Below are 14933 nucleotides of genomic sequence, written 5' to 3' on the forward strand. Positions count from 1 at the left end.
CGGAGGTACGGTGGGGAGGGATGTTGTGCAAGGGGCGGTGGCTCACGCCAGGTCGCGAGTGTCGGGGTCGAGGCCGAAAGCAGTGGCGGTGCTCTCCAGGAGCGGCGCTCTTGCCAACCGCCTCCCCTGGGAGACGGTCTCTAACCATCGCCGCCATAGACCTAGACCCTCCCGTTTCGCTAATTGATAGACCCCACCTATATACCCCCTCATGCTCCCCACCCTGCGCCAGCTCCGCTACCTCAAGCTCCTGTCCGAGCACGGCTCGTTCAGCCGGGCCGCCGAGGCCTGCCATGTCACCCAGCCCACCCTGTCGGCCGGCATCCAGGAACTGGAGAAGATCCTGGGCGCGCCGGTGGTCGATCGGGCCCGGTCGGGCGTGATCCTCACCGCCGCCGGCCAGGAGGCCGTGCGCCGGGGCGAGGCGATCCTGGCCCAGGCCGAGGATCTGGTGCAGGCGGCGCGCGGGGCGGGCCAGCCCCTGGCCGGGCGGTTCAAGCTGGGGGTCATTCCCACCGTCGCCCCCTATCTGCTGCCGCGCGCCCTGCCCGCCCTGCGCGACCAGTTCCCCAAGCTGAAGCTCTATCTGCGCGAGGACCTGACCCACCGGCTGATCGCCGCGCTGAAGTCCGGCGCCCTGGACGCCGCCCTGATCGCCCTGCCCTATGACATGACCGGTCTGGACTGGGCCCATGTCGAGGATGACGAGCTGCTGGCCGCCGCCCCCGCCAACCATCGCATGGCCGCCTTCGAGCGGGTCGATCCCGAGAGCCTGAGGGGCGACGACATGATCCTTCTGGAGGATGGTCACTGCCTGCGCGACCACGCCCTGGCCGCCTGCGGCTTGGAGCCGCCGCGCAACGTCAATCTGGACGACGACGAGAGCTTCGCCGCCACCTCCCTGCCCACCCTGGTGCAGATGATCGGCTCGGGCCTGGGGGTGTCGTTCCTGCCGTCGATGGCCGTGGCCGCGGGCCTGGCCGAAAACGCGCCGGTCACCATCCGGCCGCTGAACTCCGACCATTCCAGCCGCGAGATCGTGGTGGCCTGGCGCAAGGGCTCCAGCCGCTCCACCGAGGGCCGGCTGCTGGCCGAGACCCTGGCCGCCCTGCCGCCCGCCGTGCTTTCGCCACGGCATTAGAGTACCCATCTCCGCAGAGTCCGACGTGCTGGAGACCGGGATGACGCGAACCTCATCGGCCCTGGCGGCCCTGGCCGTGCTAGTCTTGGCCGCGCCCGCCGCCCAGGCCCAGACCCCGCCGCCCCAGCCCATCGAACTCTTCCCGCAGGATCCAGGCAGCGCCGTGGTCTCCGAACTGCTGGTGGTCGCCAAGCCGCCCGGCCCGGCCCTGTGGCTGGTCGAGAAGGGCGGCGCCAAGCTCTATGTGGTGGGCTCGGCCCCGCCCCTGCCGCATCAGCTGAAGTGGGACAGCCCCCGGCTGAACCGCGCCCTTGACCAGGCCAGCCTGGTGCTGGTCCCGCCCGAGGCCTCGGTCGGCCCGCTGCAGATCACCAAGTTCTTCCTGACGGCCGGCGGCGGCGTTCGCCAGCCCATGCTGGGCAAGCGCCTGGAAGATCGCCTGCCGCCGGACCTCAGGGCGCGGTTCGTCAATATCCGCGAGCAGGCCAGTCGCACGGGCGTTCCTTACAAGGACTGGAAGCCGGCGGTGGCCGGTTTCATCCTGATGTCGGACTTCCGCCAGGCGGCCGGCATTTCCGAAGCCAAGCCGGTCAGCACCATCGAGCGGCTGGCCAAGACCAAGGGGGTCAAGGTCAAGGCGATGAGCCAGTACCGCCTGGGGCCGGTGTTGAGCGTGGTCGGCAAGCTGTCCGACGACCAGCAGCTGGCCTGCCTGCGCGATATCCTCTCCGAGACCGAATATGACGCCGCCCACGCCACCACCATCGGCGCCGACTGGGCCGTGGGCGACCTGGCCAGCGTGCGCGGTCGCTATTCCGCCTCCGCCGCCCAGCGCTGCCTGCTGCGCGCGCTCGGTGGGGCCGCCCTGCTGGATCAGCAGATTTCCGGTTCGGCCCAGGCCCTGACCGAGGTGCTGGGGCGGCCGGGGGTGACGGTGGCGGTGGTCGATTTGGCGTTCCTGCTGCCGGCCAACGGCGTATTGGACCGTCTGCGCGCGGCCGGGGCGACGGTGACGTCGCCGGCGGAGTAGGCGGCGGCTCACGAACTTGCCCCTTACGGATCGCTTCGCGATCGTCTTCCCCCATAGGGGGAAAAGCTCAGGTGAGTGCGCGAGGCTCCGCCCCTTATGGGGGCGGACAGACGGCGAAGCCGTCAGGTGGGGGCAAGTAGGTGTGATCCCACGCCCCTTCTCCTCACCCGCAACGCGGGGGAGGTGGCGCGATGCGAATAAGCATCGTGACGGAGGGGGCGTCACGGCGGCGGCCGACGCCCCCTCCGTCCGCTTCGCGGCCACCTCCCCCGTTGCACGGGTGAGGAGAAGAGCGCCACGGCCAAACCCTCGCCGGGGCGGATGGGGCTGAGGCAGGAGGATATGTTTGGAGCGTTCGTCTGCGACTTCACAACAAACTACAGCTAAGGCAGTTGATCCCATACAATGGAGCCATAACCCTTCGCGTCGATCCAAGCCTTTGCTTCTGCGAGCGTTAGGTGTGAGGTGATTTCGCCCTGCTGATAATACAGGACTCCATTTGGACCCAAAGGGGCTGGCTTTTCGCCAGGCTCTAGCCAGTTTTCAGCCTCTGCAAGCGCGTAGCTAGCATCGTGATCTTTAGCGATAATGGCAATACGCGTCGGCACCGTTCCGTCGTAAAGGAACGTGCCTCCGGTCACGTACTTGCCTTGGTAATCGTTCAAAGCCATCGATCAATTTTGCTTCCGAGCGCCCGTGCGCGCAATCGGTAACAGGCATCGGGCTTTTGATCCAACCGAACGCCCCCACCCCCTCTTTGACTCCCCCCTCCCATTCGTGCATAAGCGCGCCCTTCCGGCGCTTCATCAGCAGCGCCTCTACCGTCACGACCCCAGCCTGCTAGCGCAGGGCCCATCTGGACGAGGCCGGTGAGGACCCCCATCGACGTGATCGTCCATGGGGGCTGATTGCGTTTGGTCATTGGTTTTCACTAGGGCTACCCATGTTCGACGGCCTTACAGATCGGCTCTCCAGCGTTTTCGACCGCCTCGGCGGTCGTGGCGTGCTGTCCGAGAAGGACATCGACGAGGCGCTGCGCGAGGTCCGCGTCGCCCTGCTCGAGGCCGACGTGGCCCTGCCGGTGGTCAAGGACTTCATCACCAAGGCCAAGGAAGCCGCTTCGGGCGAGGCGGTCATCCGCTCGGTCAAGCCGGCCGACCAAGTGGTCAAGATCGTCTATGACGGCCTGGTCGACATGCTGGGCGGCGAAGAGCCGGTCGGCCTGAACCTGGCCCTGAACCCGCCGTCGGTGATCCTGATGGCCGGCCTGCAGGGCTCGGGTAAGACCACCACCACCGGCAAGCTGGCCCTGCGGCTCAGCAAGTTCGACCGCAAGAAGGTGCTGGTCGCCTCGCTCGACACCCGCCGCCCGGCCGCCATGGAACAGCTGGCCCTGCTGGCCAAGCAGGTTGAGGTCGAGAGCCTGCCGGTCGTCGCCGGCCAGAGCGCCGCCGACATCGCCAGGCGCGCCCTGCTGGCTGCCAAGCTGGGCGGCTATGACGTCCTGATCCTCGACACCGCCGGCCGCACCACCCTGGACGAGGCGATGATGAGCGAGGCGGCGGAAATCGCCCGCATCGCCCAGCCGTCCGAGACCCTGCTGGTCGCCGACAGCCTGACTGGCCAGGACGCCGTCCGCACCGCCAAGGCGTTCCACGAACGCCTGCCGCTGACCGGCCTGATCCTCACCCGCGCCGACGGAGACGGCCGCGGCGGCGCCGCGCTGTCGATGCGCCACGTCACCGGCCTGCCGATCAAGTTCCTGGGCGCCGGCGAGAAGATCGACGCGCTCGACGTGTTCGACGCCCGCCGCGTGGCCGGCCGGATCCTGGGGCAAGGCGACGTCGTTGCTTTGGTCGAGAAGGCCACGCAAGACCTCGACGTGGCCGAAGCCGAGCGCATGGCCAAGAAGCTGGCCAAGGGCCAGTTCGACCTCAACGACCTGTCGTCTCAACTCTCGCAGATGCAGAAGATGGGCGGCATGGCCGGGATCATGGGCCTGTTGCCTGGCGTCCAGAAAGTCAAGAAGCAGATCGCCGAGAGCGGTATCGACGACAGCGTCTTCCGTCGCCAGCAAGCGATCATCAGCGCGATGACCAAGCTGGAGCGCAAGAAGCCCGACATCCTGGCCGCCTCGCGCAAGCGCCGTATCGCGGCCGGCTCGGGCGTCGACGTGGCCGAGGTCAACCGCCTGCTCAAGCAGCACCGCCAGATGGCCGACATGTTCAAGGCGATGAGCAAGGACGGCGGTCGCGGCATGGCCAAGATGGCCGGCATGCTGGGCGGCGGCGACATGTCCAAGCTCAAGGCGATGGGCGGCGGCAAGGTTTCCCAGCCTAGTTCCAATTCCGCGGGAGGCCTCGGCGGCCTTCCGGGGCTCCCCGGTCTTCCGGGATCCGGGGGCGGCGGCGACGCCAAGCCCAACCTCCTCTCCGGTCTGGGCGGCCTGCCCCCCGGCTTCAATCCATTCAAGAAATAGGACTACCGATATGCTGAAGATCCGTCTCGCCCGTGGCGGCGCCAAGAAGCGCCCCTATTACTCGATCGTCGTCGCTGACAGCCACTCGCCCCGCGACGGCCGCTTCATCGAGAAGGTCGGCACCTACAACCCGCTGCTCAAGAAGGACGACGCCTCGCGCGTGACCCTGAAGGTCGAGTCCATTCAGGGCTGGCTCGCCAAGGGCGCCCAACCGACCGACCGCGTCGCCCGATTCCTCGCCGCCCAAGGCCTGGTCGAGTGGACCCACGGCAACAACCCCGAAAAGGCCAAGCCGGGCAAGAAGGCCCAGGAACGTGACGCCGAGCGCACCCAGCGCGACGCCGACCGCGTGGCCGCCGAGGCTCAAGCCAAGGAAGACGCCAAGGCCGCCGCCGCCGAAGCCGCCGAAGCGGCCGCCGCCGCTGCTGCTGAAGCCGCCGCTGCTCCGGAGCCGGAAGCCGTCGCTGAAGAGGCCCCGGCCGAAGAAGCGCCGGCCGTTGAAGCCGCCGCTGAAGAGGCTCCGGCCGCTGATGAGGCCCCGGCTGCTGAAGAGGCCCCGGCCGCTGATGAGGCTCCGGCCACTGAAGAGGCTCCGGCCGCTGATGAGGCCCCGGCTTCTGAAAAGACCACCGAAGCCTAAGGCTTCGGACGTCGTCGCCCTGGTTTTCGGACCAGGGCGACGACACCTCTACCATCTCCCCGGCGAAGGCCGGGGCCCAGGTGAAGCCCACGAGTCGCCCAGGATGGATCTGGGTCCCGGCCCTCGCCGGGAAAACGGTGATGGGTTAAGGCGTTTCTCACCATGACCCAGTCTCCTGACACGAACCTGATCCTCGTTGGCCGCGTCGCTGGCGCCTTTGGCGTGCGCGGCGAGCTGAAGATCGCGACCTATACCGAAGCCCCCCTGACCCTGACCAAGTTCAAGGCCCTGACCCGCCAGGACGGCTCGCCCGCCCTGACCGTTGAGACCGCGCGGGTGGTCAAGGACGGCGTCGTGGCGCGCTGCGCGGGCGTCGACACCAAGGAAGCGGCCGACGCCCTGCGCGGCCTGCGCCTGTATGTCCCCCGCGCGGCCCTGCCCGAGCCGGACGAGGACGAGTTCTACCTGGCCGACCTGATCGGCCTGCCGGTGCGGCATGTCGCCACCAACGCCCTGCTGGGCAAGATCAAGAGCGTCCAGAACTTCGGCGCCGACGACCTGCTGGAAATCGACCCCGCCCTGGGCGGCCAGACCTGGTACCTGCCCTTCACCCGCGCCGCCGTGCCGGAGGTGAAGATCGCCGAAGGCCTGGTGCTGGCCGATCCGCCGGCCTTGGTGGGTGAGCCGGAAGGGCCTGAAGAGGCGGTCGAGGACGACGACACCGAGCGGCACTACGACTGAGTATTGACAATTGCGGCAGGTGACCAAGCTTCTCGCCGACGCCAGCAAGGCGCTGCCGCCAAGACGCAGGCCGAGGCGGGCGAGATCGAGGTGCGGCTATTGGTCCGCAAGCTGCAGTTAGTCATCAAGGCCGAGCGGGCGATGACCGGCGGTGACCTCGATCGATCCATCGGCGTTCTTGAGCGCCTCGGCGCGGCCTAACCTACTTCCGCACCCGCATCAGGCACTCCTGGGCTACGGAGGCGACCAGCAGGCCCTCGCGGCTGAACATCTGGCCGCGCACCAAGCCGCGCCCCTGCGAGGCCGAGGGGCTGTCCTGGGCGAACAGGGTCCAGGCGTTGAAGTCGAAGGGATGGTGGAACCACATGGCGTGGTCCAGGCTGGCGGCCTGCAGGCCGGGGCTGGTCCAGATCAGGCCGTGCGGACGCAGGGCGCTTTCCATGAAAGCCATGTCCGAGGCGTAGGCCAGGGCGCATTGCTGCAGGCGCACGTCGTCGCCCAGCGGCGCCTTGGCCCGCATCCAGACCTCCTTGGTCGAGGACTTCGGCGTCGGCTTGGTCGGGTGCTGCGGATCCACCCAGCGCAGGTCGATCGGGCGCGGATATTCGGCCATCTTGACGAAGCGCGGATGAACCTCGTCGCCGAGCGAGCGAAGGTATTCGGCGTCGGTCGGCAGGGTCTCGGGATCGACGCTCGACGGCATCGGCGCCTGGTGCTCCAGCCCAGCCTCCGGGGTCTGGAACGAGCAGGAGAGGTTGAAGATCTGCTCGCCGTGCTGGATCGCCGCCACCCGCCGGGTGGTGAAGGTGCCGCCGTCGCGGGCCCGCTCGACCTCGTAGAGCACCGGCGCGTTCACATCGCCGGGCCGGATGAAATAGGCGTGCAGCGAGTGGCAGACCCGCTCGGGCACGGTCTTGTAGGCCGCCATCAGCGCCTGGGCGATGACCAGGCCGCCAAAGATACGGGGAAAGCCGTCATTGGGGCTGACGCCCCGGAACAGGTTCACCTCGATGGCTTCGAGGTCGAGGATTTCGGCGAGGTTCTCGGGTGTGCGCATGGCGGTTGGTTAAGCGCCAGCGGGCGCGGGGGCAAGTCGCGACCTTGCGTCACGTGCGCGCGCTCCCCATCGTTGCGCCATGGCCACGCCGTTCCCGCCGATCATCCACCACCCCGCCTTCCGCGCCGAGATGCCAGCGGGACACCGCTTTCCAATGGACAAGTTCTCGCGCCTGGCCGCTGTGCTCCAGGCCGAGGGGCTCGCCGGCCCGGCGGGTTTCATCCGTCCCGAGCCGATCGACGAGGACAGCCTGCGGCTGGTTCACGACGAGGCCTATATACGCGGCGTCATCGACCTGACCCTGCCGGCCAATGTGGCGCGACGGATCGGCATGCCCAACACCGACTCCGTGGCCACTCGGGCCCGCGCCGCAGCCGGCGGCACGTTACTGGCCGCGCGCCTGGCCTTGGAGCACGGGATCGCCTGCAACACCGCCGGTGGCAGCCACCATGCCCAGGCCGATACGGGGGCCGGGTTCTGCGTGTTCAACGACGTGGCGGTGGCGGCAAGGCGGCTACAGGCCGAGGGCGTCGTACGCCAGGTGCTGGTCGTCGATCTCGACGTTCACCAGGGCGATGGCACGGCGCGGATCTTCGAGGGCGATCCCAGCGTCTTCACCTTCTCGATGCACGCCGAGAAGAACTTCCCGGCCCGAAAGGCGGCGAGCGACCTCGACGTCAACCTGCCCGATGGCACGGGCGACGCGGATTATCTGGAGAGACTGGAAGCGCTCCTGCCGGAGCTGCTGACGCGGGTGGCGCCCGACCTGGTGTTCTTCAACGCCGGGGTCGATCCGCACGCGGACGACAAGTTGGGGCGTTTGAGTTTGAGCGACGGGGGGCTCGCGCGGCGCGAGGCGTTCGTCCTAGGCTCATGTCTGGAAAGGGATATCCCGGTGACCGGGGTGATCGGTGGCGGTTATGACGCCGACATCGATCGTTTGGCGCATCGTCACGCCCTTCTCCACCGGGCGGCCCGAGAGGCTCTGAAAGCCTGAAGGGGCGCTAGCCCGGTGGAGCTAAGCGGCGATCATTCAGAAGCTCGTGGAGATGGAGCCAGCGATCACGACGAGGGGCAGAAGGGCCAGGATCAGGCTGGCGAAGGCGGACACGTTGTTGGTCGAGAAGGTCATGGTCTTGGTTCCCTGAAAGGTCCGGCGCGACGACCGCGTCCGGTGATCAGGGGTATAGGCGCGGCGGATGGTGAACACCCGTTACCTTTGCTTCATGAAGCGCTTTTAAGAAACGTTGATGCAGATAATCGGCATTACAAAGGTGTAACCTTATTGGCACGGCACCTATCGGAGCAATATTTTACCTCGTCCCAGACCCGCTCCCATTTGCGTCGCCAGGTGAAGGGCCGTTTGCAGGTCACGCACACCTTGGTCGGCAAGTCGCCCTTGCGCGTTACAGTCCCGCGATTGACGTGGCGAGCCATGGCGGAGAGTCAGTCCTCGGCCGAGGACAGCAGGAAATGACCGCGCAGGGCGGCGATCGGCGCGGCCCGCTGCTCCTGCCACGCCTCGACATGGACATTGGCGATCCGGCGGCCGACCTTCTTGATCTGAGCGCGGGCGAAGGTGGTCAGGGGCCGGCCCGAGCGTAGATATTCGATCGACACGTCGATGGTGCGCGGCTGGCGCTTCAGCGGCTCGGCCACCGACAGCTGGGCCAGGGCGGTCATCTCCATGAAGGCGCCCAGCACACCGCCGTGGATGGCTGGCAACATCGGATTGCCGACGATGTGGTCGGAGAACGGCAGGATCGCGGTCATCTCGTCGCCGGCCAGCTCGGCGCGCATGCCGATGAAGCGGGCATAGGGGATCGAGCCGAGCATGGCGATCAGGCGGGTGTCGGCGTCGCTCATTGGGCCGACTCCGCCTTGTCGCGCGGCGGCTTAAAATTGGCCCCCGGCTTCTTGCCGGCGCTGGAATCGAGCATGAAGGCGGCCTGGGCGGCGGCGATCGGGTCGTCGGGGTCGTCTTCATAGGCCACGGCCCGGACGAAGGCGACCGAGCGGGTCACCTTGTAGCAATGGGCCCGGGCCAGCACGTCGCGTCCCGGCTGGGCGGGTCGCATATAATCGATGCGCAGGTCCAGGGTGGCGATCGAGGTCCATTCGGTCAGGGCCGCGTGCACCGCCTGGCCGCTGGCGTGGTCCAGCAGGGTGGTGACCACACCGCCGGCAATGACGCCGGTTTCCGGGTCGCCGACGATCTCGGGCCGGTAGGGAACCTTGAGGATCGCCACCGCCTCGCCGATCTCCAGGGTCTGGAAGCCCAGGGCCCGGGCCTGGGGGCTGCCCTCGTTCATGGTGTTGGCGATCAGCCGATGCTGGTCGGCGGAACTGAAATCATTGCTCATGGGATAGGTTTATAGCCGGGCGCGTTCCCATATCCACCGTGATGAAACCGCAAGACCTGCTCTGTCCGAGGCCCGCCGGGCTCTACTGCCCGCCCGGAGGCTTCTATATCGACCCCGTCCGCCCCGTGGACCGGGCGGTGATCACCCATGGCCACGCCGACCACGCCCGCGCCGGCCATGGCTCGGTCGCCGCGACGCCGGAGACCCTGGCGATCATGGCGGAACGCTATGGCGAGGACTTCGCCGCCAATCGCACGCCGATCGCCTATGGCGAAAGCTTCACTCACAACGGTGTCGAGGTGGGGCTGGTCCCCGCCGGCCACGTGCTGGGATCGGCCCAAGCGGTGGTCAAGTGGAAGGGCATGACCATCGTCGTCTCCGGCGACTACAAGCGCCGCCGCGACCTGACCTGCGCGGCCTTCGAGCCCGTGCCCTGCGACGTGTTCGTGACCGAGGCCACCTTCGGCCTGCCAGTGTTTCGCCATCCGGACGACCGGGGCGAGATCGCCGCCCTGCTGAAGTCGGTCGAGCAATTTCCCGAGCGCTCCCACCTGGTCGGCGCCTATGCCCTGGGCAAGGCCCAACGGGTGATCGCCCTGTTGCGCGAGGCGGGCTGGGACAAGACCATCCATGTCCATGGCGCCCTGGAGCGGCTCAACCGTCTGTACGAACGCCACGGCGTCGATCTCGGACCCCTGGAGCCGGCCACCACGGGCGGCGCCAAGAAAGACTTCGCCGGAGCGATCATCATCGCCCCACCCTCGGCCCTGGCCGACCGCTGGTCGCGGCGATTTCCCGACCCGGTCGATTGCTTCGCCAGCGGCTGGATGCGTGTGCGGGCGAGGGCGCGCCAGCGCGGTGTCGAATTGCCGCTGATCATCTCCGACCATGCCGACTGGGACGAACTGACCGCCACCCTCGACGAGCTGCGCCCCGGCGAGGTGTGGATCACCCACGGCCGCGAGGAGGCCCTGGAGCGCTGGTGCGAGCTCGCGGGCATCCCGGCCCGGGCGCTGCGGCTGGTGGGCTATGACGAGGAAGAGGGGGAGTAAATTACCCTTCTCCTTTTGCGGGAGAAAGGTGGCTGCCGAAGGCCGACGGATGAGGGGTCGCGCAGACGTCGACCACCGTACGCAGCGGCGATAACCTTCGACCCCTCACCCGACCCCACTCCTCGGGGCCACTCTCTCCCGCAAGGGGAGAGGGAAATCACGCCACCTTGAACGTCGCCCGCGCCCGCGCCACCGGCTTGCCATTCGCCGACACCGTCGCCTCGGCATAGCATAGGCTCTTGCCCGGCTTGATGAAGTCGGTGTCGAACACCAGCCATTGGCCAAGCTGGGCGGCCGCCAGATAGTCGAGCCCCAGCGAGACAGTGATCAGCCCGTTGCTGGGGATCTTCAGCCTGGCCAGCATTACCCCGCACGACAGGCCCATGGCGTTGTCGGCCAGGGCGGCGATCAGGCCGCCGTGCGGACCGCCGCGCGAATTGGTGTGCGGCTCGCGCACCTCTACCGCCAACAGCCAGCGATCGTCGCGAATGTCGGCATAGATCGGCTCCCATGGCGTGGTCAGCGGGCTCTTGCGAGGATGCGGCGTGAACGGGTCGGGCGGCTGGAAGGTCATGACCGGGCTCCGGGCTGGCCAACTTCAAACAGATGTTTGAATTCTTCGCAAGCCGCTTGACCGTGCTAGCGTCGCCGTGGACAGGGGGATGCGCATGGGCAAGGCAAGCCGGCCGTTGAAACTCGACGCCGACAAGGTGGTCGCCACTCTCGACCATCTGCGCGTGCGGATCGCCGAGCGGTTCCCGGACTCGGGCCTGGCCGAGGTCAGCGCGCAATTGACCGCCACCGCCCGGGTCACCGCCCAGCGCGCCCACCGGCTCTCGCGACCTTATCTCTTCCTGCGCACCCTGGTGACGCTGATTGGCGTGGGGGCGCTCGGCCTGGAAGCGGCGCTGATCGCCCGCCTGGACTGGCTGGCCAGCCTGCGCGGCGCCAGCACCCTGACCCTGGCCCAAGGCCTGGAGCCTGCGGTCAATCTGGTGCTGCTGTCGGGCGCGGCGATCTGGTTCCTGCTGTCGCTGGAGGCCCGCTGGAAGCGCTCGCGGGTCCAGAAGGCCCTGCACGAGCTGCGGTCCTTCGCCCACGTCATCGACATGCATCAGCTGACCAAGGACCCCACCCTGGTGCTGGGCCCGCGCACCGCCTCCTCGCCCGCCCGCGAGATGAGCCGCTTCGAACTGGCCCGCTATCTCGACTACTGCGCCGAGATGCTGGCCCTGACCGCCAAGCTGGCGGCGCTCTATGCCGGCGAAAGCAACGACTCCATCGTCATCGCCGCCGTCAACGACATCGAGACCCTGGCCTCCGACCTGGGCCGCAAGATCTGGCAGAAGATCATGATCCTGGGTCAGCTGGACGAGACGCGGGCCGAGTAGGCTTGAACTTCAGCGCCAGAGCGACATTTCATTCCCATGCGCGCCTTCGCCCACCTCCTCGACCGCCTGTCCCTGACGAGCTCGCGCAACGCCAAGCTCACCCTGATCAAGGACTTCCTGGGCGAGACACCCGATCCGGAGCGCGGCTGGGTGCTCGCCGCCCTGACCGGGGCCCTGTCGTTCAGCGCCGCCAAGCCGGCCTTCATCCGCAAGGCCATCGAGGCGCGGATGGACGCCCAGCTGTTCGCCTGGTCCTACGACTATGTCGGCGACCTGGCCGAGACCGTAGCCCTGGCCTGGCCGGAGCGTCCGGGCGCCAATCGCGAGCCGGATCTGTCGGACGTGGTGGAGGCCCTGCGCACCGCCTCGCGGGCCGAGGTGCAGCGGTTGATCGAGGGCTGGCTGGACGCGCTCGACGCCGACGGCCGCTGGGCGCTGCTGAAGCTGATGACCGGCGGCCTGAGGGTGGGGGTGTCGTCGCGCCTGGCCAAACAGGCCTGCGCCGATTTCGGCGGGGTGGAGATCAGGGTGATCGAGGAGGTCTGGCACGCCATGACCCCGCCCTATGGCGACCTGTTCGCCTGGCTTGAGGGACGCTCCGAACAGCCCTCGCCCGACGCGCCGGGGCGGTTCAGGCCGGTGATGCTGGCCCAGGCGATCGACGAGGCGGTGGACTTCGCAAAGCTGGACCCCGCCGCCTACGCCGCCGAGTGGAAGTGGGACGGCATCCGTGTCCAGGCGGTCAGCGAGCGCGGCGAGCGGCGGCTCTATACCCGCACCGGCGACGACATCTCGGCGACCTTTCCCGACGTACTGGAGGCCCTGACCTTCGAGGGGGCCATCGACGGCGAGCTGCTGGTGATGCGCGATGGGGCGGTGGCCAGTTTCGGTGATTTGCAGCAGCGGCTGAACCGCAAGAGCGTCGATCCCAAGCAGCTAGTCGCCTATCCGGCGGGCATTCGCGCCTATGACCTGCTGCTAGACGGGGAGACCGACCTGCGCGGCCTGCCCTTCGCCGAGCGTCGCACGCGACTGGAAGTGTTCATCGCCCAGGCCGCTAGCCCGCGCATCGACCTGTCGGCCGTCCAGCCCTTCGAGACCTGGGAAGAACTGGCCGCGCTACGCGCGTCGCCGCCGGAGGGCGATCCGATGATCGCTGAAGGCCTGATGCTCAAGCGCTGGGACAGCGTCTATGAGCCGGGCCGCCCCAAGGGGCCGTGGTTCAAGTGGAAGCGCGATCCCCGGCTGATCGACGCGGTGCTGATGTACGCCCAGCGCGGCCACGGCAAGCGGTCAAGCTTCTACTCCGACTACACCTTCGGCGTCTGGCAGGAGGATGAAACGGGCACGCGGCGCCTGACGCCGGTCGGCAAGGCCTATTTCGGCTTTACCGACGAGGAGCTGAAGCAGATCGATAAGTTCGTGCGCGACAACACCCTTGAGCGGTTCGGCCCCGTGCGTTCGGTGCGCGCCGATTGGGACTTCGGCCTGGTGTTCGAGGTGGCGTTCGAGGGGCTGCAGCGCTCGACGCGGCACAAGTCCGGCGTGGCCATGCGCTTTCCGCGCATCAACCGCATCCGCTGGGACAAGCCCTCGCGCGAGGCGGATGAACTGCCCACCCTGGAGCGGATGCTGAATTGAATTTTCTATCCCGGCAGTCGCCGGGACGAGCGAGTAACTCAGTGTCCCGCTCCGGCCATCGCATCGGCCGAACCTGCTCCCGACTGGAACATCCGGCCCTTCTCGGTGATCAGCACCGCGATCAGCCCGGCGATGCCGAAGCCGGCGAAACCCAGGGTCAGGGGCACGGTCGTGCCGTCGAACAGTTGGCCGATATAGAAGCCGAACAAGGCCCCGCCGATGGTGGTGATGAACCCTTGCACCGAGGCCGCCGTGCCGGCCAGATGGCCGAGCGGCTCCATGGCGATCGCGCCGAAGTTCGACATCACCATGCCGAAACAGAACATCATCCCCGCCTGTAGCAGCGAGAACGTCCAGAGGGTCTCATGGCCGCTCAGGGCAACCAGGGCGTGGACCACCGCGAAGGCGATGTAGCCCAGCAGCGACACGTGCGAGACCATCCGCATGCCGAAACGTCCGACGATCTGGGAATTGACCAGCGATGAGACGGCGATGCCGCCGGCGATGGCCGCGAAGATCAGGGTGAACAGCTTGCCCGCCCCCAGCACCTCGACAAAGACCTGCTGGGCGGAATTGAGGAACCCGAACAGCCCGCCCAGCACCAGGGTGGAGGCCAGGGTGTAGCCGACGGCGACGCGGTTGGTCAGGCATTCCTTGAAGGCCGCCAAGACCGGGCCCACGGCCAGGGGCGTGCGGTCTTCCGGGTGCAGGGTCTCGGGCAGCTTGAGCGCCGCCCACACGATCACCGCCGAACCGAAGATCGACAGGATGCCGAACACCCAGGGCCAGGGCGCGACCAGCAGGATGGCCTGGCCCACCGACGGGGCGATGATCGGCACGCCCAGGAAGACGATGAACGACAGCGACATCACCTTGGCCATCTGCCGCCCGCTATAGCAATCGCGGACGATCGACACCGACAGCACCCGCGTCGCCGCCGCCCCGACGCCGCACAGGGCGCGGGCGATCAGCAGCATCTCGAACGAGGTGGCGAAGGCGCAGGCGGCGGCGAACACCACATAGATCGCCAGGCCGACCAGCAGCACCGGCTTGCGCCCGAAGCGGTCGGCCAGCGAGCCATAGACGATCTGGGCCGCGCCGAAGCCCAGCAGATAGGCGGTGAGGATCCATTGCCGCTGATTGGCCGAGGCCACGCCCAGGGCCTGGCCGATCTGCGGCATGGCCGGCAGCATCGAGTCGATGGCCAGGGCGTTGGTGGCCATCATCGCGGCGATCAGGGCGACGAACTGGCCAAAGCCCATGCCGGGATGCGGCCCAGGTCGGGGGGCGGGCGCGGTGGTGGACATGACGCTCTCTCACAGGCCGGAACGCCGAAGCGCCGGCCGGCGCGAGACGCGATGGGGGCGATATAGGCCACGGCGGGCCGTGCGCCAACGC

16 protein-coding genes and 1 pseudogene are annotated in these 14933 nt (G+C 67.9%); 10 read left to right on the top strand and 7 right to left on the bottom strand.

Features of this window, described 5'->3' with window-relative positions; all coding sequences use genetic code 11:
- Positions 1–211: 211 nt before the first annotated feature.
- Complete coding sequence (locus ACP696_RS08115) at positions 212–1141, top strand: hydrogen peroxide-inducible genes activator (protein ID WP_426010626.1); 930 nt, start codon at positions 212–214, stop codon at positions 1139–1141.
- A gap of 40 nt (positions 1142–1181) precedes the next feature.
- Positions 1182–2171, top strand: coding sequence for a TraB/GumN family protein (locus tag ACP696_RS08120; RefSeq protein WP_426010624.1), 990 nt, complete (start codon positions 1182–1184; stop codon positions 2169–2171).
- A 383-nt stretch (positions 2172–2554) separates the two neighbouring features.
- Here the strand turns inward: ACP696_RS08120 and ACP696_RS08125 are convergent, their stop codons facing one another.
- Positions 2555–2842: a hypothetical protein gene (locus tag ACP696_RS08125; RefSeq protein ID WP_426010622.1), complete on the bottom strand. Its 288-nt coding sequence runs from the start codon at positions 2840–2842 to the stop codon at positions 2555–2557.
- A 272-nt stretch (positions 2843–3114) separates the two neighbouring features.
- On the opposite strand from ACP696_RS08125, the gene ffh reads away from it, so the two are divergent.
- The 4 genes and pseudogenes from ffh (at position 3115) to ACP696_RS08145 (ending at position 6232) form a co-directional block, all read left to right on the top strand.
- Positions 3115–4650 (top strand): signal recognition particle protein, encoded by a 1536-nt coding sequence (gene ffh, locus ACP696_RS08130; protein WP_426043653.1) that lies wholly within the window; start codon positions 3115–3117, stop codon positions 4648–4650.
- Between the two features lie 10 nt (positions 4651–4660).
- Positions 4661–5179 (top strand): annotated as a pseudogene (gene rpsP, locus ACP696_RS08135) (30S ribosomal protein S16); the annotation flags it as partial.
- 273 nt (positions 5180–5452) lie between these two features.
- Entirely contained in the window at positions 5453–6031 is a 579-nt protein-coding gene (gene rimM, locus ACP696_RS08140) for a ribosome maturation factor RimM (protein WP_426010619.1), read from the top strand.
- Positions 6032–6034: 3 nt separating this feature from the next.
- Positions 6035–6232 (top strand): hypothetical protein, encoded by a 198-nt coding sequence (locus ACP696_RS08145; protein WP_426010618.1) that lies wholly within the window; start codon positions 6035–6037, stop codon positions 6230–6232.
- Between the two features lies 1 nt (position 6233).
- Here ACP696_RS08145 and ACP696_RS08150 read toward each other — a convergent pair whose 3' ends face one another.
- Positions 6234–7088: an acyl-CoA thioesterase gene (locus ACP696_RS08150; protein ID WP_426010617.1), complete on the bottom strand. Its 855-nt coding sequence runs from the start codon at positions 7086–7088 to the stop codon at positions 6234–6236.
- Between the two features lie 79 nt (positions 7089–7167).
- Between ACP696_RS08150 and ACP696_RS08155 the strand changes: the two genes are divergently transcribed.
- Positions 7168–8085 (top strand): histone deacetylase family protein, encoded by a 918-nt coding sequence (locus ACP696_RS08155; protein WP_426043654.1) that lies wholly within the window; start codon positions 7168–7170, stop codon positions 8083–8085.
- A gap of 269 nt (positions 8086–8354) precedes the next feature.
- On the opposite strand, the gene ACP696_RS08160 is transcribed toward ACP696_RS08155, so the two are convergent.
- The 3 genes from ACP696_RS08160 to ACP696_RS08170 are packed head-to-tail and all read right to left on the bottom strand — an operon-like array spanning position 8355 to position 9451.
- Positions 8355–8525: a DUF2256 domain-containing protein gene (locus ACP696_RS08160; RefSeq protein ID WP_426043655.1), complete on the bottom strand. Its 171-nt coding sequence runs from the start codon at positions 8523–8525 to the stop codon at positions 8355–8357.
- A 9-nt stretch (positions 8526–8534) separates the two neighbouring features.
- The gene (locus ACP696_RS08165; protein WP_426010611.1) at positions 8535–8954 is read right to left on the bottom strand and encodes a PaaI family thioesterase; all 420 of its coding nucleotides are present in this window, start codon (positions 8952–8954) and stop codon (positions 8535–8537) included.
- Positions 8951–9451: a PaaI family thioesterase gene (locus tag ACP696_RS08170; RefSeq protein WP_426010610.1), complete on the bottom strand. Its 501-nt coding sequence runs from the start codon at positions 9449–9451 to the stop codon at positions 8951–8953. The genes ACP696_RS08165 and ACP696_RS08170 overlap by 4 nt, the downstream gene beginning before the upstream one ends.
- Positions 9452–9492: 41 nt before the next feature.
- Here ACP696_RS08170 and ACP696_RS08175 point away from each other — a divergent pair, with 41 nt between their 5' ends.
- Positions 9493–10503 (top strand): ligase-associated DNA damage response exonuclease, encoded by a 1011-nt coding sequence (locus ACP696_RS08175; protein WP_426029418.1) that lies wholly within the window; start codon positions 9493–9495, stop codon positions 10501–10503.
- Positions 10504–10660: 157 nt separating this feature from the next.
- Here ACP696_RS08175 and ACP696_RS08180 read toward each other — a convergent pair whose 3' ends face one another.
- Positions 10661–11077 carry a PaaI family thioesterase gene (locus ACP696_RS08180; protein WP_426043656.1) on the bottom strand — a complete coding sequence of 139 codons (417 nt, stop codon included), beginning with the start codon at positions 11075–11077 and terminating at the stop codon, positions 10661–10663.
- A 94-nt stretch (positions 11078–11171) separates the two neighbouring features.
- Here ACP696_RS08180 and ACP696_RS08185 point away from each other — a divergent pair, with 94 nt between their 5' ends.
- Together ACP696_RS08185 and ACP696_RS08190 are read left to right on the top strand one after the other, a co-directional pair.
- A complete protein-coding gene (locus ACP696_RS08185) occupies positions 11172–11894 on the top strand; it encodes a hypothetical protein (protein ID WP_426010605.1) in 723 nt (240 codons plus the stop codon).
- A gap of 36 nt (positions 11895–11930) precedes the next feature.
- Complete coding sequence (locus ACP696_RS08190) at positions 11931–13535, top strand: cisplatin damage response ATP-dependent DNA ligase (RefSeq protein ID WP_426010603.1); 1605 nt, start codon at positions 11931–11933, stop codon at positions 13533–13535.
- Positions 13536–13573: 38 nt separating this feature from the next.
- Here the strand turns inward: ACP696_RS08190 and ACP696_RS08195 are convergent, their stop codons facing one another.
- Entirely contained in the window at positions 13574–14797 is a 1224-nt protein-coding gene (locus ACP696_RS08195; protein WP_426011288.1) for a multidrug effflux MFS transporter, read from the bottom strand.
- Between the last annotated feature and the right edge of the window lie 136 nt (positions 14798–14933).

The sequence above is a fragment of the Caulobacter sp. DWR3-1-2 genome (assembly GCF_049896225.1).
GTDB lineage: Bacteria > Pseudomonadota > Alphaproteobacteria > Caulobacterales > Caulobacteraceae > Caulobacter.